Source organism: Streptococcus sp. ZY19097, assembly GCF_040731245.1.
GTDB lineage: Bacteria > Bacillota > Bacilli > Lactobacillales > Streptococcaceae > Streptococcus > Streptococcus orisratti.
On sequence record NZ_CP160400.1, the window covers coordinates 795,701 to 816,972 of the forward strand.

Consider the following 21,272-nt stretch of genomic DNA (forward strand, 5'->3'; position numbering starts at 1 on the left):
AGAATGACATGTCAAATTATGATTATTTAGTTGTTGGTTCAGGGTTGTTTGGCGCAATCTTTGCACATGAAGCGGCTAGAAAAGGAAAAAAAATAAAGGTTATTGAAAAGCGTAATCATATTGCTGGTAATATTTTCACCAAAGAAGTTGAAGGTATTCAGGTGCATGAGTATGGTGCACATATTTTCCACACATCTGATAAGGAAATTTGGGACTATATTCAACAATTTGCAGAATTTAACCGCTACACTAATTCACCAATTGCAAACTACAAAGGCGAAATTTATAATCTGCCTTTTAATATGAATACCTTTAACAAACTTTGGGGAGTTGTCACACCTCAAGAAGCACAAGCTAAAATTGAAGAACAGCGTGCAGTTCTAAATGGTAAAATACCTGAAAATTTGGAAGAACAAGCCATCTCATTAGTTGGTACAGATATCTATGAAAAACTGATTAAAGATTACACAGAAAAACAATGGGGTAAACCTTGTACGGAATTGCCATCTTTCATCATCCGCCGTTTACCAGTGCGATTGACATATGATAATAACTATTTCAATGATACCTATCAAGGTATTCCGATTGGAGGCTACACGCAAATTGTTGAAAAAATGTTGGCGCATGATAATATTGATGTTGAGACTGGTGTTGATTTCTTTGAAAACAAGGAACAGTATTTGCAAGATTTTCCTAAAATTGTCTTTACAGGTATGATTGACCAATTCTTTGATTATCAATTAGGTGAGTTGGAATATCGTAGTCTGCGATTTGAAACCGAGACTCTTGATACAGATAACTATCAAGGAAATGCAGTTGTTAACTATACAGACTCGAAGACACCTTACACACGTATTATTGAACACAAACATTTTGAATTTGGTACACAAGAAAAGACTATCATTACCAAAGAACATTCTAAAACATGGGAGAAAGGTGATGAACCTTACTATCCAGTCAACAACGATCGTAACAACCACCTCTATAAGGAATACAAAAAGTTGGCTGAAAAACAAGGGAACGTTATCTTTGGTGGACGTCTTGGACAATATCGCTACTATGACATGCACCAAGTCATTGCAGCAGCACTACAATGTGTGAGAAGTGAAGTGAAATAAGGGGAGATATCCTTGAAAAACGTTAAACTGATTATTGCAACGCATAAGAAATTTCGAATGCCTAAAGATTCTGAACTTTACCTTCCTGTTCATGTTGGACGAGAAGGTAAGGATGATTTGGGATATGTCGGTGATAATACTGGTGACAATATTTCAAACCTCAATCCTTACTACTGTGAGTTGACGGGTTTGTACTGGGCTTGGAAAAATCTTGATTGTGATTATTTAGGTCTAGTGCACTATCGTAGATATTTTACAAAGAAGAGTCAATCTTATAATGAAAACATTAAAATTGACGATGTCGTTTTGTCCCAAAACGATATTGACAAATTATTGAACGAAGCAGATGTCATAGTTCCTAAGAAACGTAAGTATTATATTGAGACACTTTACTCACATTATGCTCATACACATGACTCAAACCATCTAGATCTGACACGAAAAATTGTTAAAGAGTTGTCGCCAGATTATTTAGAGAGTTTTGACGATGTAATGAAACAACGTAGTGGCTACATGTTCAATATGTTTATTATGAAAAAAGAGCTAGTCGATACTTACTGTTCATGGCTTTTTCCAATTATAGATGAACTTTATAAATGTTTAGATATTAGTGGTTACTCAGCATTTGATGCACGATTATTTGGACGCGTGAGTGAGCGTTTGTTTAATGTATGGTTAAAGAAAGAAGATGTAACTATCAAAGAAGTTCCCTTCATGTATATGGAAAATGTTAATCTTTGGAATAAAGGGAAATCATTCCTAGAAGCTAAGTTCCTAGGGAAAAAATATGGTAAGAGTTTTTAGAGTTAAATAAAGACTATTTGCTAAAACGATATAAATAATAAATGTAGGAGGATAGACTTATACTAACAGTAATTATATTGTATGGGCTACTTTTTTGTTGCTTTCCAGTTTTGAGTGCTCCATTAAGTTTTACTTTTATGGTTCTTGATAGGAAAAAAAGTAAGGTATTTCTGACTTTTTTTGCGCTTAGCCTTTCGATTGTTATATTGAGATATTTAACAGATGGACATGATGATTCGAGTTTTCATTATGCGAGTATTATCAATTTTGCAAGATATACAAATCTTCAAGATTTTTGGAAAGCTATGATGGGACATACTGTACAAATTTTTCGATATGATTATTCAGATTACCCTTTATTTGGTGTATTTTTGTACTTTATTTCGAAAACTAGGATATTAACACTTAGCAGTGCAATCGTTGCTTTTTTTACATATTTTTGTCTACTATATCCTGTTGTTGATTTATATAAAAATAAACTTATTAGTCAATTAAATTTTTTGTTAGCATTTTTGACAGTATTTATATTAAATAATTATCGCTATACTATTAGTGGGATGAGATATTGTCTTGTTGTTGCTATCTTACTTCTTTTATTTTATGAAGATAGTAAAAGAAATTTCAGTTTTAGCCCGTTCTTGTTATGGTATTTAATTCCTTATTTCATACATACCTCAGCGTTAATTTATATTATATTAAGATTGTTATATCCAGTTATAAAGAAATCTAAACTGGCCGTGGCACTTCCAATAATCTTACTTTTTCCTATTGGAGTAACATTTATTCCATTGTTGGCAAATTATACAAATATAGGAGTGATTAATTTAATTTCACAAAAAATTATCAGTTATACTAGACCAGATGCATTTTTAGAATTTTTTGGTTTTAAAATTTATTTAAAAATTTACACTGGAACTTTTTTGTCATTTTTATATATTATTATCAATAATTTTTATCAAAAAAATGAGGCTAGTATAAATGAAAAGTTCTATTCTTTTATTAATTTGGGCTATTTTTTCTCTCTCCTTAACGTTGGCATGATACCTTACTATAATCTATGGGACAGACATATTTTTATTCTGTTTCCATATTTGATTATTGCATTATTAATGATGTTTTCTACAGATGTAAGAGGTCTTGGGTTTAATAATAAAAATATTCAACTCTTTTTTATCATTATATGTATTGTAAGTATGATTGTTGGATTAATTTACAATCTTAATTTTAGACCACATGAATTATTAGATTATTCCTATTGGCAGATTTTTACAAGTAATATATTTGAATTTTTTACAAATATCCCAAGAAGGTTTTAGAGGTAAACATGGAAAATAAATATTCACTTACAGTAGTTGTTCCTGCATATAACATTGAACGGTACATTGGAAAATTAATTGAATCATTCAAATATGTTGCTGAAAATTATCAAGGACAATTTGAAGTTCTTATCGTAAATGATGGAAGTGTAGACGAAACTGTAGATATCGCTGAGAAGTTAATTGCAAGTCATCCTTTTGATAACATTAGAGTTATTAATAAAGAAAATGGAGGTCACGGTTCTACAATTAATAGAGGATTGCAAGAAGCAACTGGAAAGTATTTTAAAGTAATTGATGGAGATGATTGGGTTGATAAGTTGGCTTTTGAGAGTCTATTAGACAAGTTGGGGCAGGCAGATCAAGATATGATTATTACAGATTATACTGAACAATATGTACTTGATCATAAGACAAATTTGGTACAACCTATTGCTATTGAGAAAGCTAATCAAGTTCAAAGTGGTATACCAAATCAACGTGTTCCTATGCATAGTATCACATATAAGACAGCTATTCTAAGAGATAATCATATTAGCTTATCTGAAGGGATTTTCTATGTTGATATTCAATACACAATTTTTCCTTTAAAATATGTACAATCATGGATATATTATCCGTTGAATGTTTATCAATATTTATTGGGACGAGCAAATCAAAGTGTTAATATTAATTCCTATATTAAGAATGCGAAACACCATTTGAAAGTTTTGAAAAGTATTTTAGAGTTCTACGACACTATCTATTATGAATCTGATTTAATTCAAGTAGTCAGCAGAACACTGAAACAACTTTTAGATTTACAATGGATTATTTGTTATATGTCAGATGATGACAAAGAATTATTGAAAGATACTTTCCAAGCATTAGAGTACTCCCATTATAAATATGACTTATCCGAAGCTAGAAAATTATCAAAGCTGATTTATTTAGAGCAAAAATATCCAATTATTAAAATCTTTTCAACAAAGTTGATAAAAAGACAATTGAACTTAATTTATGGAAAGTAAAAAGAGTAAAGAGATGAGTAATATTTCAATAATACAGCAAAAAGAATTAGATTTGCTCAAAAATGTAATCTTAATTTGTCAAAAGTATGACATTCAATATTATGCATTAGGGGGAACATTATTAGGTGCAGTAAGGCATCAGGGTTTTATTCCTTGGGATGATGACATTGATATTGGCATGCCTAGAAAAGACTATGAGAAGTTTTTGAAAGTAGCAAGTGAGGAATTACAATATCCATACTCAATTGTTTCAGAAGAGCTAACGAAAGATTATACGAAAGCTTTTGCAGCAGTTCGTGATTTATCTACAAAGATTATTATGACAAGTAGTAATATTCATTCAGAAGAATCAATTTGGTTGGATATTTTTCCAATTGATGGTATGCCATCTGGATTTTTTAAGAAGAAAATACATTCATATAACTATTTATTTTCTCGTATGATGGTTCAACTTTCTCAGTTTGATAAAATAGTAAATCAAGATAAAGATGGTAGACCTTTATTTGAACGTTTGATTATTACAGTAGCAAATGTAATCCATATTGAAAAAATTTTAAAATATTCAACTTGGTCAAAATACTATAAAAATTGTATTACAAAATATGATATGACTGCTTCTTTTGCTGGAAATTATACAGGGGCATATAAGCTAAAAGAAATAGTACCGAGTGATTATTTTTCAGAGCCCACTACTTTAGAATTTGAAGGTATTCCTCTTAAAGTTCCAAAGAGATATAAAGATTATTTGGTTGCAATATATGGTGAAAACTATATGCAATTACCGCCAGAGGAAAAAAGGGTTCCTCATCAATATGAAATAATAACTTTAGGAGATTAAGTTGGTAAAAATTTGTTTGTTAAAATGGAATCTAAATAAAATTGATGGTGGAGTTAAAGTTGCGGTTGATCTAGCAAACGAGCTTTCAAATTTTCACGAGGTGTCCCTAATAAATATTGCATCAAGTCAAATTGATAAGCGAGATGTTCCATTTTCTATTCACAATTCAGTCCAATACAAAGTTTTAATACCACAAAACAAACGAGTACGACAAATATTACTATTTGCTGCACGAGAATTGCGCAATTTTCTAAAAAAGAATGAAATACAAGTGGTAATTTCTATTGGCACTATGCCCAACCTATTTTGGATTATTGCGACACTTGGTTTAAGTGTAAAAGTTGTCTTTTCTGACCATATGAGTATAGACTATAATCAAGATGGGAAGTTATATGCTTTTTCAAGGTATTTAGGAGCAAAATGTGCTGATAAAATTATTACTTTGACAAAAAGCAATGGCGATAATTACATAAGAAAGTTCAAACTTCCTACGGATAAAGTTGATTATATATATAATTGGTATTCAGAAATAGATACTAATTATGGGTATGATCTAAATAATAAAAAATTAATAACTGTAGCAAGATTTAGTAAACAAAAAGGATTTGATTTACTAGCTGAAGTAGCTGGAAAAGTCTTGACACAATTTCCAGATTGGACTTTAGAAATCTATGGTGATGGAAGCCAAGATATAAAAGCAGATTTTCTGGATAGAATAAATAACAAAGGTATTCATAACCAAGTTAAGATAATGGGAAATGTTAAGGGTGTGGAAAAAATATATCCTGGTCATTCTATATATATAATGACTTCTTATTATGAAGGATTACCATTAGTCTTATTAGAAGCACAACAATTTAATTTACCAATTGTAAGCTTTGATTGCCCAACTGGCCCATCTGAGATAATTGAGGAGTCAAAAAATGGTTACCTTGTAAAATGTTACGATAGTAACTTAATGTCTGAAAAAGTTTCAAAATTAATACTTGATGCTGAATTAAGAAAATCTTTCTCTGAGAATTCAAAAATAAATAACGATAAATTTTCAAAACAAACCATTATTATGAAATGGAATAACTTAATAGAAGAATTAGTAGAGGATAAATGATAAATATTAGTATTATAGTTCCAGTATACAATGTAGAAAATTATATTTCTGTTACCATCGAAAGTCTTTTGAACCAAACATATAGAAACTTTGAAATAATCTTAGTAGATGATGGTTCTACCGATAATAGTTCATCTATTTGTAAAGAATATGCCTCAAAATTTGATAACATACATTATTATTTTAAAAATAATGGAGGACTATCGGATGCTAGAAATTTTGGTGTTTCCAAGGCAAATAATGATTGGATTTTATTTTTAGATGGAGATGACTTCTTAGAATCGTATTCAATAGAACTTTTTAGTTTGCTCAATCAAAAATTTGGAGCAGATCTAATCAGTGCTAAATTGGAATCTACATCAAGCTTAGAAACAGTTCAAAAAAGTTTATCTGGTAACTATTTATCTTCTAGTACTGAGGTGTCAAAAACTAGCATACTAGAAGAAATGTACCGTAATCGACGGGCTACTGTTTCAGTTTGTGGGAAGTTAATAAAAAAATCAATTGTAGAGAAATATCCTTTTACAATTGGGATTCTTTATGAAGATTTAGATGTTATTGCTAAGTATGTTCACGAAGCCTCTAAATTAGTCATTAGTGACGAATTGGTATACAACTATTACCAGCGTCCTGGAAGTATTGTGAATTCTGGTTTTAATCTAAAACAACTGGATTTTTATAAAGCTATTGATTCGAATTTTCAGAGTATAAAAAATTTCTATAAAGATAATAACCATCTACGCTCATTAGTCATTACGAAGTGTATTGATGGTTCTTGGAAGTTTGTTAATACTATTGATATAGACAACGTTGACGCTGAAGTTTTAAGTACGATTTTGATGAGAAATCGTTCATATTTTTGGAATTATATTTTACATAAAAATTCTATAAAACATAAAGTAATGTTGACCATTTTTAATATCTCTCCAAAACTTTATTATGGTTTACGTCGCAATAAGAAGAAATAGGTGGAATAATGATTTACGCAGGTATTTTAGCAGGTGGTAAAGGAACTCGGATGGGTATACAAGACATGCCTAAGCAGTTTTTAGAATTGGGAAATCGTCCAATACTAATTCATACGATTGAAAAGTTCTTGTTGGTTCCAGAGATAACTCAAATTTTTGTTGGTGTACATCCTGATTGGGTTACATATGCAGAAGATTTAGTTGAAAAATACTTATCAAATTATGGGAATAAGATAATAATCGTTGATGGTGGTTCTGAAAGAAACGAAACTATTGAGAATATTATTTTATCAATTAAGAACAGTAATGGGCTAACAAATGATGATATTTTAGTTACACACGATTCGGTTAGACCATTTATTTCTATAAAATCAATTAAAGAAAATATAAAGTTAATCCAATCCTCAGATGCGGTAGATACTGTTGTAGAAGCTACAGATACGATTGTCCAAAGTTTAGACAATGTTTTTATTACGGATATACCTGAGCGTCAGTTTCTTTATCAAGGTCAAACTCCTCAAACATTTAGAATGAATGATTTCCTAAATTTATATCATGAGCTAAATGATGAGCAGAAGAAAGTTTTGACGGATGCATGTAAAATTTTCGTATTGAGTGATAAAAAAGTTTCACTGGCTGCTGGTGAATATTCAAATATAAAAATTACAACTGTTACAGACTTGAAAATTGCTCGCAGTATGATTGAGGAAGATTAATATGTTAAATCAAGTTTATCAATTGATAAAACCTAAAAATATATCAATAAAATTTGAAGAAATTGATATAAACAATACTAGCAATGTATTGATTAAACCAAATTATATGGCTATTTGTCATGCAGACCAACGCTACTATCAGGGAAAAAGAGATCCAAAGGTTTTATCAAAAAAATTACCTATGGCTCCAATTCATGAAGCATGTGGGATAGTAGTTGCGGATCCAACAGGTACCTATGAAGTTGGTCAAAAAGTTGTGATGATACCGAACCAACCACCTTGTGCTAGTGATGAAGTATTTTTTGAGAATTATCGTCCTGGTACCTATTTTTTATCAAGTGGTTATGATGGATTCATGCAAGAGACAATTTCTTTACCAGTAGACAGAACAGTACCCTACGATAGTATTCCAGATGCTATTGCCACACTTTCAGAATTCACAAGTGTTGCCATGCATGCTGTTAATCGTTTTGATAGATTAGCTCATCATATTCGCGAAGATGTTTTAGTTCTAGCTGATGGGAGTTTAGCATTTGTTGTAGCCAGTGCCTTACACTATCTATATCCTGAAATACGAATTTCAGTTGTTGGAAGGAACCCTGAAAAACTACGATTATTTAATTTTGTATATGCAACATATTTAACAAATGAAATTCCGTCAGATATAAAATTTGATCACGCTTTCGAATGTGCTGGGGGTCAAGGAAGTGAACCAGCTATCAATGATATTATCGATCTTATAAAACCCCAAGGAACTATAATTTTGATGGGAGTTAGTGATAATAAAATTGCTATCAATACACGAGATATTCTTGAAAAAGGTCTGACTGTGGTAGGATCGTCACGTTCAGGCCGTGAGGATTTTATAAGAGCAGTTGAAATGCTTTCGAATCGTAGAGTACAAAGTCAGATTAGACACATTATTTGTGAGGAATTACCTGTAAGAACGATAGAGGATATTCATAGAGTATTTTCGACAGATTTAACTACGTCATTTAAGACAGTATTTAAGTGGGATATTTAATAAAGAGGAATTAAAATAGTAAGAATTTTAAATTTATTAGGAAGTTGCTATGTTTGATTATGTAATTGTATGGCAGTTTGTTATCGTGTCCTACATAGGTTGTTAGATTAAATATTATTACTATAACGAGAGCAGCTCATTCATTATTGATTGATAAATATTCTGAAGATTGAAACAAGTAAATTAGAAAAATATTCGAGGAAAATATGAAAAAACATGCTTATTTGATAATAGCACATAATAATTTTGACCAGCTATCATTTTTAATTAGTTTAATTGACCATCCCAAAAATGATATTTTTATTCATATTGATAAAAAGGTTAAAGATACTACTTTTGAGTCGCTTAGGAGGAAATTATCTCAACAAGTAAAACATTCAAGAGTTGAATTTACTGATAGAGTAGATGTGATTTGGGGTCACTATTCACTAATAGAATCAGAAATGATTTTATTTGAAGCTGCTAGCGAGGCGGGAGATTACTGCTATTATCATTTAATTTCAGGCAGTGACTTGCCGATAGTCTCACAAGAAACTATACATAATTTTTTTGATAAACATTCTGGAAAAATTTTTCTGACTCTTGTTGATGATGAGATACTTCAAAACAATAATATTTTTGAAAGAGTTAAATACTATCATATTTTTCCAATGATTCATACAAGAAGTAACTTGCCTAACTTACTATTTAAATTTATCAGAAAGTTGCAAAGATTATTTTTGTATTTTCAAAAAGTTTTACATGTAAATCGTTTACGTCGGTACAATGTTCAACTTGGCTATGCTTCTAATTGGGTAAGTTTGGATGATTCAACAGTTAGAGTTTTGCTTTCTGAAAAAGATTGGATTAGAAAAATCTTTAAAAATTCAATTGTTTGTGACGAACTTTTTGTCCCTACGATAATTAATAAAAATAAGTTACAAGATAAAATATACTATTCTGTAGGAGTTACAGACAAGCAAGACGAATTTCAAGGCAATCTTCGCTATATCAATTGGTGGGATGGTTCTCCCTATGAATGGACGGATTCTGAAAAAGACTTAGAGCAGTTGCGCTATGCAGTTTCAAATGGTCATTTCTTTTCTCGAAAATTCGATTTGGAAAAGTATCCTAAATTAAAAGACTTCATTATAAAGTTACAAAATGATGAGTCTTAGAATAATCTAGGTTTGTTCATTTTAGATAAGGAGTTAGACTATGTCTAAAATTTTAGTTACTGGTGGAGCAGGCTTTATCGGCTCACATACTTGTATTGAATTACTGAATGCTGATCATGAGGTTATTATTGTTGATAATCTATGTAATAGTCATGAAAAAAGTCTAGCTATTGTAGAAAGGGAAACGAAACGTAAAGTATATTTCTATAATGTAGATGTTCGTGATGAAGCAGCTCTTGAAGATATTTTTAAGTCTGAAAATATTGATGGAGTTATTCATTTTGCAGGACTAAAGGCTGTAGGAGAGTCAAGTGTGATTCCACTTGATTATTATGATAACAATATATCAGGGACGTTAACTTTGCTTAAAGTGATGAAAAAATACAATTGCAAAAACATTATTTTTTCTTCATCTGCTACAGTATATGGTAGTCCTAAAACTGTACCAATCAAAGAAGATTTTCCTCTATCAGTGACAAATCCTTATGGTCGTACAAAGTTAATGCTAGAAGAAATTTTAACTGACTTATACAATTCTGATACGGAGTGGAACGTTGTCTTACTACGTTACTTTAATCCGATTGGTGCACACGAGTCAGGTGATTTGGGAGAGGATCCAGCAGGTGTTCCGAATAATCTATTGCCTTATGTGACACAGGTTGCAGTTGGAAAACTAGATTATGTCAATGTCTTTGGGAATGATTACGATACCATTGATGGTACTGGAGTTAGGGATTACATCCATGTTGTTGATTTAGCGAAAGGTCATGTTGCGGCGCTTCAAAAAATTGAAAAGGATTCTGGTTTGTCAATTTATAATTTGGGAACTGGAATTGGTTATTCTGTTCTAGAAATTATTCAAAACATGTCTGATGTGGTTGGAAAAGATATTCCGTACAAAATTGTTGAACGTAGACGAGGTGACATCGCAACTTGTTATGCTGATTCGTCAAAAGCTCAACAAGAACTAGGTTGGAAGGCACAGTATGATATTAAGAAGATGTGTCAAGATGCTTGGCATTGGCAAAGTAAACACCCAAATGGATTTCAAGATTGATACTTAATAAAAGGGAATCAATTTTTATTAAGCGGAACCATATTTTTTATGAAGTAGTCAGAAATTGCCTTCTTTCTCTCCAGAAAAACTATAAATAGAGGAAGCTGGAATTATCCAGCTTTTTTGATGATATGTGAAGCTATGTTATAATGAATGTATGACAAGCTAGTATAAAATTTCCATTGTGGTCAATTAGAAAGAATGATTTATGACGATAGATATTGAAAAGTACCATGATTTGGCACAACAAAAGCAAGGAGGGCACCGTAAATTTTTGGCATCTCTGAAGAAAAAGGCTCCCAAAAATCTAAATCAGATTGTCCAGCAAGTCCATGGAGAAGTTTTTAGGGAGATAGATTGCACCCAGTGTGCCAACTGTTGTAAAAGCTTAGGTCCTCTGTTTACCGAGGCAGATATTACCCGCATTGCCAAGCATTTCCGCATGAAATTACCTGTGTTTGAAGAACTTTACTTACGTGTTGATGAAGATGGTGATAAGATTTTTCAATCCATGCCTTGTCCTTTTTTAGGGGATGATAACCTTTGTTCAATCTATGACGTACGACCAAAGGCGTGTCGAGAATTTCCTCACACAGATCGCAAGAAAATCTATCAAATCAATCACTTGACTATCAAGAATACTTTGACCTGTCCAGCAGCTTATCTTTTTGTGGAAAAGCTTAAAGAGAGAATTTGAGGCAAATAGTAAGGAGAATTGGGAATCAAATAGAGGAAACATTTTTAAAATAGCCTCTGCTTGGTTAGTTATCTGAATTTTTCATTGGTAAATCTTACTCATCAAGGAGAACTGACAAAAACAGAGTGATTTTTGGCGAGTATGATATAGTCTTTTAGTTTGCTTTTAGTACAAGGTAACGGGCTGTAGGCAGTACTGGAGTACGGCAAGGCGAGTTCAAACAATCCAGTGGAGTGTTTGAACTCGGAAATAAGGAGACGGAGTTTCCTCTTACGTTGAAGAAATCAAAGATAAACTAATTGACTATACTAGTACAGCTAGGCATTAGGATACAGTGTCATGTGAGTAGGTAATATAAAAAGGAGCCATCAGCGATGTGCTCCTTTTCGCTTGGTCTATTTAACCAAGTTTTGTAATGTTTGTTGCTTGAAGGCCACGTTGACCTTGTTCAACATCAAATGCTACTTTTTCACCCTCGTTTAAGGATTTAAAACCATCGCTTTGGATAGCTGAAAAGTGTGCAAAGACATCAGGACCATTTTCCTGAGAAATAAAGCCAAAACCTTTTTCTGCGTTAAACCATTTTACTGTACCTTGTGACATCTGTATATTCCTCTAAATATTTATTTGTAAAAATTATTAAGAGGAAAACAAAAGATGAAACTGATACTTTAACTCTAAATCATTATTACTTAAGCCATCATAACAGTTTTTACATCATAAGTCAACTAAAAAGGCGATTGTAAAATAAGTCATTCTAATCTGGAAATATGGTATAATGTGGCTAGAGTGTTGTATTATCAATACATTTTTTAGAAAAGGAAAATTATTTTGTCTTACAAATTTCTACTATTCGATCTTGATCACACCTTGCTTGATTTTGATGCAGCAGAGGATGTGGCTTTGACAGAACTTTTGCAAGAAGCGCGAGTCGCTGATGTGCAGGCTTACAAGGACTATTATGTTCCCATGAATAAAGCCTTATGGGATGCCTTATCTTTGAAGCAAATTAGTAAAAAGGAAGTGGTTGAGACACGGTTTTCTAGGCTCTTTGCTCATTTTGGTCAAGAGGTTGATGGTAAGGCCTTTGCGCAACGTTATCAGACCTTTTTAAGTCAGCAAGGACAAACTTTTGATGGTGCCAAGGAACTTTTGGAGAATTTGGATGAACATGGTTATAGAGTTTTAGGTGCGACTAATGGTATCCAGTCTATACAAGAAGGGCGCTTAGCGGTTTCGGAAATTGGTGGATTCTTTGAACGTGTCTTTATTTCCGGAGCAACTGGATTGCAAAAGCCGGATAAAGCTTTCTTTGATTGGATTGCTTCGGATACTCTTGGATTTGACAATAGCAGAGCTTTGATGGTGGGTGACAGCCTTTTAGCAGATATTCAAGGTGGGAATAACGCTGGAATTGACACTGCTTGGTACAATCCAAAGGAAATTAGCAATGATAGCTCTGCCATTCCCACTTATACCATCAAAAATTATCAAGAATTGAAAAATTTGTTAGCACACAATGGAAATCCAAATTAAACTAACCTCAATGGGGGTGGGAAATAGAGCGAACTCGTTCGCAACAGCCGTATAGATCAGATTTGGAGTGTAAAACACAAACAAATATAACAATCAACCACTGCACTGAGTTGTTGACACTAACTCTATGAAGAGGTGTTGGACTTTTGCCTAGTCTCGTTGAAAGTTGAAAATGAAGTGACCCTAGTTCGTATCAATAGAACTTTGCTACTTTTAATTTTCGGTGAGCAAGCATTTAGCGTAACATTCATTCTAAGTCAACGATGTCTGTAGTTGATTTTTAAAGAGTTTCAAGTGGGAAGGATAGATTTTCTTGACCATGTTCCAACTCACAGTATTTTGAAAGTAAAACTATAAAAATACAAGAAGCTAGGGCCTGTGCCCTAGCTTTTACGGTCTAAAAAGGTTGAAAATGTCCTGATACTGTGTTTTAAACTGGCTATTTTTCCGCCAAATAAAAGTGAAATCATGGCTTATCGTCAGGTCTTTGATGGGAACAAGTACTAATTCACCACGGTCCAGTTCTTGTTGAACAACACTCTGATAAACAAAGGTGAGACCTAACTGGTGCTTGACCAGACTTTTAATAGTATTGAGGTTACCAATTTCGATGATTTTGGCAAAATCGTGGACAGTTAAGTTTACCTCTTTTAATGTTAACTCGAGTAATTCCCGAGTACCTGACCCCTCTTCGCGAATGATTAGTGGAAAGGCGAGTAAGTTTTCTAAGGTGACAGCTTTGCCATTGAAATCAAAAGCAGGTGAGGCAACAGCAACGAAAGGTTCTTTACGGTAAGGCAGAAAGTCATATTTATCTTTAGAAAAGAAGCCTTCAATTAAGGCAAAATCAATTTGTCCCTGATCAATGGATTTTAAAAGAGATTCGGTGTTATCAACTAGCATTTTAACGTGAAGGTTTTCATTTTCAGATAATATTTTTAGCAAAAGATCTGTCATGACAAATTCTCCAATGGTTAAGGTGGCTCCAAAATTAAGTGGAATATTTTCTTGTTTTTGCTTCGTTTTGAAATGTTGGAGGTCGTTGTTCATGGTAACAAGCAGATCTAGCAATTCTTTTCCTTGTTTGGTTAGTTGGCATTGTTTTCCCTTAAAGGTAAATAGTTTAAATTGGTAGTCATTTTCAAGGGCTTGGATATGTTTGGTTACTGCTGGTTGAGTGATATGCAAGTCTTTAGCCGCCTGGGTAAAATTCAGAGTTTCACAGACTTTGAGAAAGGTAAAAACACGAAAATCAAGCATAAAATCTCCTAACCATTCTTTTTTGTTATTATATCATAAAAAATCATAATTTTATATTATGATAAGAAATGGTTATAATAGTTAAGAGAGGAGTTATCATGTTATCTATTCAGAAAAAAATTCTTGGAGTTTCCTTGTGCGTTCTTATTGCTGTACCAGCTTGGTTTCTTGGCCAATGGCTTCCATTGATTGGAGCGCCTGTTTTCGCTATTTTTATTGGTATGCTTGTTGGATTAGTTCATACCAAACGTGACCAGACCACAGCGGGAATCGGCTTCACATCAAAATACATCCTACAAACAGCAGTTGTACTGTTGGGGTTTGGACTTAATTTAGCTCAGGTTATGAAGGTGGGGCTATCTTCCTTGCCTATTATTCTTAGTACCATTACCATCTCGCTTCTGGTTGCCTACGGTTTACAAAAAGTCTTCAAGATTGATGTTAATACAGCAACACTTGTTGGTGTAGGCTCTTCAATCTGTGGAGGATCTGCTATTGCAGCGACAGCTCCAGTCATTAAAGCCAAGGATGATGAGGTAGCTAAGGCGATTTCGGTCATCTTCCTCTTTAATATCTTAGCAGCGCTGATTTTCCCAACTTTGGGAGATATGATTGGGCTATCTAATCACGGTTTTGCTATCTTTGCTGGAACAGCGGTCAATGATACTTCATCAGTAACAGCGACAGCGACAGCTTGGGATGCAATTCACCACAGTAACACCCTTGATGGGGCTACCATTGTCAAGTTGACTAGAACTTTGGCTATCATCCCTATTACATTAGGTTTGTCTTTCTATCAGGCCTATAAAGTTTCGGGCAATGGCAGAGCTTCTGAGAAAACTTTTAGTTTTAAGAGAGCTTTTCCGATGTTTGTTCTCTATTTCTTGCTAGCCTCAGTGATAACAACATTTGCCAGTTCGGTCGGCTTAAATACTGCCGTTTTTGAGCAGCTCAAGGTCCTATCAAAATTCTTTATCGTCATGGCAATGGCAGCTATTGGATTGAATACCAATCTGATTAGATTGGTAAAAACAGGGGGCCAAGCAATCGGTGTTGGTGCGGTTTGTTGGTTAGCAATTACAGCAGTCAGCTTGCTCATGCAAGCAATTCTTGGAACCTGGTAGGGTATATGACATCAGGCTGATTAAAAAGTTATTTTTCTATTGCTAGTGCGGTCGATAGAGGAGGTTATCTCTATTTTGTCATTTTTACTGAGAGCGCACGAAAGTGACTTTTCGTTTTATGAGGCCATAGAGCCTCTTTTTTCTTACAAAACTGTAAGGTCGCAAAGCCTTTATTTTCAGTATAATGAAACTGTCATCGGAGTAGTTGTCAGAATGATTAAATTCTTGACAAACTTCTAAAAAGATTTTATACTTGTTCTATAAAATTAATACAAAATTTTGGAGGAGATTATGTCCAGAAGAGAAAAGAAAAAAATGTCTAAAAAGACAAAGGGAATTATTGGTGGTGTTGGTGCTGTCTGTATCTTGGCAGTTGCAGGTTTGCTGTGGATTCAGCAACAACAGTCTAAAGCGTCAGCAACTAAAGTACCATACCAGTCAGAAAATGTTACAGAAGGTACAATAGCCTCATCAACTCTCCTATCTGGGAGTGTAAAAGCCTTGAATGAACAATATGTTTATTTTGATGCAACCAAGGGAGTAAATGCGACAGTAACTGTTGCAGTGGGTGATCAGGTAACAGCTGGTCAACAACTCGTTCAGTACGACAAAACTACTGTTCAGGCTGCTTATGATACGGCTGTTCGTAATTTAAACAAAGTTGGTCGTCAGTTGAATTATTTGAAAACCTATGGAAATCTTCCGCAGACAACAACCTCTACTGACGAAGATACTGGAGAGACACAGACCGTTACTACCCAACCAACTGCCCAGCAGAATGCGGAATATAATCAGCAAGTTCAGGATTTGAACGATGCTTATGCAGATGCACAGGCAGAAGTTGATAAAGCTCAAGATGCAATCAATCAGACAATTATCACTAGCGATGTTTCAGGGACTGTTGTTGAGGTTAATAATGATATTGATCCCTCATCTAAAAATAGCCAAACTCTTGTTCATGTAGCAACAGAAGGACAGTTGCAAATTCAAGGAACTTTGACAGAGTATGATTTGGCAAATATCCATACAGGTCAAGCAGTTAAGATTAAGTCAAAAGTTTACCCTGATCAAGAATGGACTGGAACAATTTCATACATTTCAAATTATCCAAATCAAAATTCGGATTCTCTGAGTTCGGCGACTGGTGCTACTACAAGCACGTCCTCATCTTATGACTACAAGGTAGATATCACTAGCGAACTTGGCAATCTCAAACAAGGATTTACTGTTTCTGTTGAAGTTGTTAATGAAAATAAATTTAAACTCGTTCCTCTATCAGCAGTCGTTTCGAAGAAAGATAAGCATTATGTCTGGGTTTATGATGACAGTACTGGTAAGGTTAAAAAGACTGAGGTGACTTTAGGAAATGCTGATGCAGAAAAACAAGAAGTTTTAACAGGACTTGAAGTTGGTCAAATAGTTATTTCAAATCCTGATAACGATTTGAAAGATGGTACTAAGATTGAAGATGTCCAGACAGCAGATTCAAGTAAAAAGACTAGCACCAAAGAATCTGAGGTGAGTAAGTAGTGACAGATGATCAAAAAGTTTTAATTCAATTAAACGATATTGTCAAGAGCTACCGCAATGGTGATCAAGAACTTCAGGTTTTAAAAGGAATTGATCTAACAGTCTATGAAGGTGAATTTTTAGCAATTATGGGGCCGTCTGGTTCTGGTAAATCAACGCTGATGAATATCATCGGCTTGCTTGACCGACCAACTTCAGGTGATTATGCCCTCAACGGTACTCAGGTTGAGGAACTAAGTGATAAAAAACTTGCTAAGGTGAGAAATGAGGAAATTGGTTTCGTTTTTCAACAATTCTTTCTTCTTGCAAAATTATCAGCTTGGCAAAATGTGGAAATTCCCCTAATCTATGCTGGAGTGAGTGTTCTCAAGCGTCGTCAGCTAGCTGAGCAGTTTCTCAAAAAAGTTGAACTCGGTGAGCGTATGAACCATCTTCCTTCAGAATTATCTGGTGGTCAAAAACAGCGTGTGGCGATTGCGCGTGCTTTGGTTAATAATCCGTCCATTATATTGGCGGACGAGCCAACGGGCGCTCTTGATACTAAGACTGGTGAACAGATAATGGACTTGTTGACTGCGCTAAATAGGGAGGGGAAAACCATTATTATGGTTACTCATGAGCCTGAGATTGCAGACTTTGCGACACGGAAAATTGTCATTCGTGATGGGGTGATTACGGCAGATACAACAGAAAGTGTCAGAATTGATTAGGGAGGAGTTTTATGGAAAATTGGAAATTCGCCCTTAGTTCAATTTGGGCTCATAAGATGCGGTCTATCCTGACTATGCTAGGAATTATCATTGGAGTATCCGCAGTCGTCATTATTATGGGACTTGGGAATTCCATGAAAAAAAGCGTTGCAGACAGTTATACAGGTGATAAAAAAGAAATTCAGCTTTATTATCAAGCAAATGATGCTGAAGATGACCCCTATGCAGCATTTTATGGTTTTGCACAGTCTAGTTCGACCAAGATTAAGATGGAGTGGCTAGATCAGATTGCAAATACAGTTGATGGCATTGATTCTTATTATGTAACAAATAGTGCTTCATCTACCATATCTTATCAAAAGAAACAGGTGAAGGACTCGATGATTACAGGGGTTAGCAAAGATTACTTTAAAGTCAAAGACTATGACATTGTTGCAGGGCGTCAATTTCAAACCAATGACTATAATAAGTTTTCACGTGTTATTATGCTTGATACGGTGAGCGCAGATAGTCTTTTTGGTAAAGGTCAATATAAGGCTGCCCTTAACCAAGTTGTTAATTTGGGAGATAAGGATTATTTGGTTGTTGGCATTTTTAAAACTAAAACCAGTGCCATTTCTATTGGTGGTTTGAGTGGAAGTGCAGTCATGACCAACACACAAGTTGCCTCTGAATTTGGGACGGATGAGGTAGGGCAGATGTTTTTCCATATTACTGATGCTACTCAAAGCGCTACGATTGGTGAAAATGCAGCAAAATTACTGACTACTTTGGCACATGACAAAGACGGTGTTTATAAAGTTCCAGATAACAGTTCAATCTTAAATGAGATTAACACACAGTTTGGCATTATGACAACAGTTATTGGGGCAATTGCAGGTATTTCCCTCTTAGTTGGTGGTATTGGTGTTATGAATATTATGCTAGTATCTGTTACGGAACGCACGCGTGAAATTGGTTTGCGTAAGGCACTTGGTGCCACACGTGGTAAAATTTTGACACAATTTTTGATTGAATCCATTGTGTTGACTATCCTTGGTGGTTTAGTTGGTCTTGGTCTGGCTTACTGTTTGGTTGGCACTCTTGGACAGGCGCTTAGACTTCCAGGCGCAACAGTATCATTGAATGTCGCTGTTGTTGCTATTGCTTTCTCAGCAGGTATCGGTATTATCTTTGGTATTCTACCCGCAAATAAGGCAAGTAAACTTGATCCGATTGAAGCCCTTCGTTATGAGTAATTTTTAGAGCTTGTATTCACAAGTGAAGTGCTTATAGATAAGAGATAGTTTTTCGCTAATCAAGGCAATTTTTTGAGGAATACTGGCTGTATTTTGAAAAAAACTAACGATGAGTAACTGAAAAACTAACCTTAAATGAAAGTGCTGAACTGTGAATACAGCTTTTTAACTTTAAATGGCTTGAAAATCCCAGAATGGAGGTGAGTGTGTGTACGAATTAGGGAGAAAGGTCGTTAAATTTTTCAGCATTTTTTCAATTTTGCTGACAATCGCCTTTTTAGTTTATTTGGTGAGAGGCCTTGATATTCTTCATAATCCGAATGCTCTCGCACATTTATTAAGGAACCATTTATTGGTGGGAACGCTGGTATTTCTGCTTTTACAAATTATTCAAGTTGTTATTCCTATCATCCCAGGAGGAGTGACGACAGTAGTTGGTTTTATGGCATTTGGTCCTTTCCTTGGTTTTATCTTAAATTATGTTGGTATTATTATCGGAAGTATCATCTTATTTGCCTTAACCAGACATTTCGGGAAAATGTTCATCTTATTGTTCATTGACGATAAAGCCTACTATCATTATGAGAGGAAATTATTTAGCCCGACTTATGAAAGATTTTTCATTCTAAATATGCTTTCGCCTATATCTCCAGCTGATATTTTGGTGATGATAACTGGACTAAGCAAAATGTCTTATCGAAAATTTATTCTTATCATTTTGTTAGCGAAGCCAATATCTATCTTAGCTTACAGCTATTTCTGGATATATGGTGGAAAATTGTTTTTTAAATAATTTTTTAGAGAGTTGGGGAGAAGCTTTTGTAGCATTTTAAAAGTTTTACCTCACTCTCTTATTTGTTGTTGAAATTTGTTATAATAAAGCTATGACAATTGTGATAACAACGAGTTTGGGAGAAAATCTCAAACTACAAAAAGAAGCGCAGCTATTAGGTCAAAAATTGGGTTATTCCGTACTGAACCGTCGCAAGCAATCGGTGAAAAGGTTTTTGAAAGTTTATGATCATGTGCTTTTGGTTTACGAGAATAAGTTGGTATTGGTTAACCAAGATGGAAGTCAACTGGCTTTTCATCCAGATACAGCCATGCTTCGGATTAAGAGTGCTCACGACCCACTTTTGGAATTGCTTGGGCAGGAGAAACTATCAATCCTTGACACAACAATGGGATTGGCTAGTGACGCTCTAGTCATGGCTTACGCAGGGCATGAGGTAACAGCGCTGGAAAGTCAACCTCTCATTCACTTGATTGTTTCTAAGGGCTTGCAAACCTTTGAAACAGGAAATACATTACTGGATGAGGCTATGCGAACAATCAAGACAGAATGTATTGACAATATGTTTTATTTGCGAAGACAACCTAGCAAATCAGTTGATATCATTTATTGTGATCCAATGTTTTCAGAAACTATTACTGAATCAACTAACCTTTCTGGACTAAAACCCTTGGCTAATAAGAGTACGATTACTGACGAATGGTTAGTGGAGGCCGTGCGTGTGGCTAGGAAGAAAATCATTGTTAAGGCGCATTTTCGAGATAGTGTTTTTGAAGATTTTGGTTTTGATAGACAGTGCCGTCCTAACCAGAAATTTCATTATGGTGTGATAAAATTGTGAAGGATTGTAAAAACTGGAAAAAACTTTTTATCTGTCAAGATTTTTTCTTGACACCTAGGATTCTTATGTTATAATAAATAAAGTAGTTTGATAGCTTTGCTATTGGACGCAAAGAAATAATAAAAAGAAATGAGATATTTTAAAAAATGGCAGTAAAAATCCGTTTGACTCGTATGGGTTCTAAGAAAAAACCTTTTTATCGTATCAATGTAGCAGATTCGCGTGCACCACGTGATGGACGTTTTATCGAAACTGTTGGAACATACAACCCGCTTGTTGCTGAAAACCAAGTGACACTTAAAGAAGATCGTGTTCTTGAGTGGTTGGCTAAAGGTGCGCAACCTTCAGATACAGTACGTAACATCCTTTCAAAAGAAGGAGTTATGAAGAAATTCCACGAACAAAAATTCTCAAAATAAGAAACTGA

The 21,272-nt window shown here is 34.2% G+C and carries 22 protein-coding genes; 20 read left to right on the plus strand and 2 right to left on the minus strand.

The features are described 5' to 3' along the window. Nucleotides 1-8 precede the first annotated feature (8 nt). The 12 genes from glf (at nucleotide 9) to ABZ559_RS04055 (ending at nucleotide 11,813) form a co-directional block, all read left to right on the plus strand. The gene (glf, locus tag ABZ559_RS04000) at nucleotides 9-1,118 is read left to right on the plus strand and encodes a UDP-galactopyranose mutase (RefSeq protein ID WP_367007305.1); all 1,110 of its coding nucleotides are present in this window, start codon (nucleotides 9-11) and stop codon (nucleotides 1,116-1,118) included. A gap of 12 nt (nucleotides 1,119-1,130) precedes the next feature. Continuing rightward, the gene (locus ABZ559_RS04005) at nucleotides 1,131-1,922 is read left to right on the plus strand and encodes a DUF4422 domain-containing protein (protein ID WP_367007306.1); all 792 of its coding nucleotides are present in this window, start codon (nucleotides 1,131-1,133) and stop codon (nucleotides 1,920-1,922) included. Nucleotides 1,923-2,059: 137 nt separating this feature from the next. After that, the gene (locus ABZ559_RS04010; RefSeq protein ID WP_367007307.1) at nucleotides 2,060-3,238 is read left to right on the plus strand and encodes a hypothetical protein; all 1,179 of its coding nucleotides are present in this window, start codon (nucleotides 2,060-2,062) and stop codon (nucleotides 3,236-3,238) included. Nucleotides 3,239-3,246: 8 nt separating this feature from the next. Next, nucleotides 3,247-4,248 (plus strand): glycosyltransferase, encoded by a 1,002-nt coding sequence (locus tag ABZ559_RS04015; RefSeq protein WP_367007308.1) that lies wholly within the window; start codon nucleotides 3,247-3,249, stop codon nucleotides 4,246-4,248. Beyond that, complete coding sequence (locus ABZ559_RS04020) at nucleotides 4,238-5,086, plus strand: LicD family protein (RefSeq protein ID WP_367007309.1); 849 nt, start codon at nucleotides 4,238-4,240, stop codon at nucleotides 5,084-5,086. Before ABZ559_RS04015 ends, ABZ559_RS04020 begins: the two co-directional genes overlap by 11 nt. 1 nt (nucleotide 5,087) lies before the next feature. Then, nucleotides 5,088-6,194, plus strand: coding sequence for a glycosyltransferase family 4 protein (locus ABZ559_RS04025; RefSeq protein ID WP_367007310.1), 1,107 nt, complete (start codon nucleotides 5,088-5,090; stop codon nucleotides 6,192-6,194). Then, nucleotides 6,191-7,162: a glycosyltransferase family 2 protein gene (locus tag ABZ559_RS04030; protein WP_367007311.1), complete on the plus strand. Its 972-nt coding sequence runs from the start codon at nucleotides 6,191-6,193 to the stop codon at nucleotides 7,160-7,162. The genes ABZ559_RS04025 and ABZ559_RS04030 overlap by 4 nt, the downstream gene beginning before the upstream one ends. 8 nt (nucleotides 7,163-7,170) lie before the next feature. Next, nucleotides 7,171-7,878 carry a 2-C-methyl-D-erythritol 4-phosphate cytidylyltransferase gene (locus ABZ559_RS04035; RefSeq protein ID WP_367007312.1) on the plus strand — a complete coding sequence of 236 codons (708 nt, stop codon included), beginning with the start codon at nucleotides 7,171-7,173 and terminating at the stop codon, nucleotides 7,876-7,878. Nucleotide 7,879: 1 nt separating this feature from the next. Further along, nucleotides 7,880-8,902, plus strand: coding sequence for an alcohol dehydrogenase catalytic domain-containing protein (locus ABZ559_RS04040; RefSeq protein ID WP_367007313.1), 1,023 nt, complete (start codon nucleotides 7,880-7,882; stop codon nucleotides 8,900-8,902). A 206-nt stretch (nucleotides 8,903-9,108) separates the two neighbouring features. After that, on the plus strand, nucleotides 9,109-10,059 hold the full coding sequence (locus ABZ559_RS04045) for a beta-1,6-N-acetylglucosaminyltransferase (RefSeq protein ID WP_367007314.1): 951 nt from the start codon (nucleotides 9,109-9,111) through the stop codon (nucleotides 10,057-10,059). A 40-nt stretch (nucleotides 10,060-10,099) separates the two neighbouring features. Beyond that, nucleotides 10,100-11,116 carry a UDP-glucose 4-epimerase GalE gene (galE, locus tag ABZ559_RS04050; RefSeq protein WP_321058659.1) on the plus strand — a complete coding sequence of 339 codons (1,017 nt, stop codon included), beginning with the start codon at nucleotides 10,100-10,102 and terminating at the stop codon, nucleotides 11,114-11,116. Between the two features lie 208 nt (nucleotides 11,117-11,324). After that, nucleotides 11,325-11,813: a YkgJ family cysteine cluster protein gene (locus ABZ559_RS04055; protein ID WP_367007315.1), complete on the plus strand. Its 489-nt coding sequence runs from the start codon at nucleotides 11,325-11,327 to the stop codon at nucleotides 11,811-11,813. Between the two features lie 399 nt (nucleotides 11,814-12,212). On the opposite strand, the gene ABZ559_RS04060 is transcribed toward ABZ559_RS04055, so the two are convergent. After that, on the minus strand, nucleotides 12,213-12,416 hold the full coding sequence (locus tag ABZ559_RS04060; RefSeq protein WP_018374860.1) for a cold-shock protein: 204 nt from the start codon (nucleotides 12,414-12,416) through the stop codon (nucleotides 12,213-12,215). A gap of 228 nt (nucleotides 12,417-12,644) precedes the next feature. Here ABZ559_RS04060 and ABZ559_RS04065 point away from each other — a divergent pair, with 228 nt between their 5' ends. Continuing rightward, nucleotides 12,645-13,349, plus strand: a complete 705-nt coding sequence (locus ABZ559_RS04065) for a YjjG family noncanonical pyrimidine nucleotidase (RefSeq protein ID WP_018374859.1) — start codon at nucleotides 12,645-12,647, stop codon at nucleotides 13,347-13,349. 390 nt (nucleotides 13,350-13,739) lie between these two features. Here ABZ559_RS04065 and ABZ559_RS04070 read toward each other — a convergent pair whose 3' ends face one another. Then, nucleotides 13,740-14,609, minus strand: a complete 870-nt coding sequence (locus ABZ559_RS04070) for a LysR family transcriptional regulator (RefSeq protein WP_367007316.1) — start codon at nucleotides 14,607-14,609, stop codon at nucleotides 13,740-13,742. A 98-nt stretch (nucleotides 14,610-14,707) separates the two neighbouring features. Here ABZ559_RS04070 and ABZ559_RS04075 point away from each other — a divergent pair, with 98 nt between their 5' ends. From ABZ559_RS04075 to rpsP, 7 genes are all read left to right on the plus strand, one after another. Beyond that, nucleotides 14,708-15,733, plus strand: a complete 1,026-nt coding sequence (locus ABZ559_RS04075; RefSeq protein ID WP_367007317.1) for a YeiH family protein — start codon at nucleotides 14,708-14,710, stop codon at nucleotides 15,731-15,733. Between the two features lie 291 nt (nucleotides 15,734-16,024). Then, nucleotides 16,025-17,263: an efflux RND transporter periplasmic adaptor subunit gene (locus ABZ559_RS04080; protein WP_367007318.1), complete on the plus strand. Its 1,239-nt coding sequence runs from the start codon at nucleotides 16,025-16,027 to the stop codon at nucleotides 17,261-17,263. Further along, nucleotides 17,263-17,973, plus strand: a complete 711-nt coding sequence (locus ABZ559_RS04085) for an ABC transporter ATP-binding protein (RefSeq protein WP_018374855.1) — start codon at nucleotides 17,263-17,265, stop codon at nucleotides 17,971-17,973. Before ABZ559_RS04080 ends, ABZ559_RS04085 begins: the two co-directional genes overlap by 1 nt. 11 nt (nucleotides 17,974-17,984) lie before the next feature. Beyond that, nucleotides 17,985-19,211: an ABC transporter permease gene (locus tag ABZ559_RS04090; RefSeq protein WP_018374854.1), complete on the plus strand. Its 1,227-nt coding sequence runs from the start codon at nucleotides 17,985-17,987 to the stop codon at nucleotides 19,209-19,211. A gap of 208 nt (nucleotides 19,212-19,419) precedes the next feature. Then, entirely contained in the window at nucleotides 19,420-20,004 is a 585-nt protein-coding gene (locus tag ABZ559_RS04095) for a VTT domain-containing protein (RefSeq protein ID WP_277290736.1), read from the plus strand. 91 nt (nucleotides 20,005-20,095) lie between these two features. Continuing rightward, nucleotides 20,096-20,845 (plus strand): class I SAM-dependent methyltransferase, encoded by a 750-nt coding sequence (locus tag ABZ559_RS04100; RefSeq protein WP_367007319.1) that lies wholly within the window; start codon nucleotides 20,096-20,098, stop codon nucleotides 20,843-20,845. A gap of 146 nt (nucleotides 20,846-20,991) precedes the next feature. Continuing rightward, the gene (gene rpsP, locus ABZ559_RS04105; RefSeq protein ID WP_018374851.1) at nucleotides 20,992-21,264 is read left to right on the plus strand and encodes a 30S ribosomal protein S16; all 273 of its coding nucleotides are present in this window, start codon (nucleotides 20,992-20,994) and stop codon (nucleotides 21,262-21,264) included. Nucleotides 21,265-21,272: the final 8 nt, after the last annotated feature.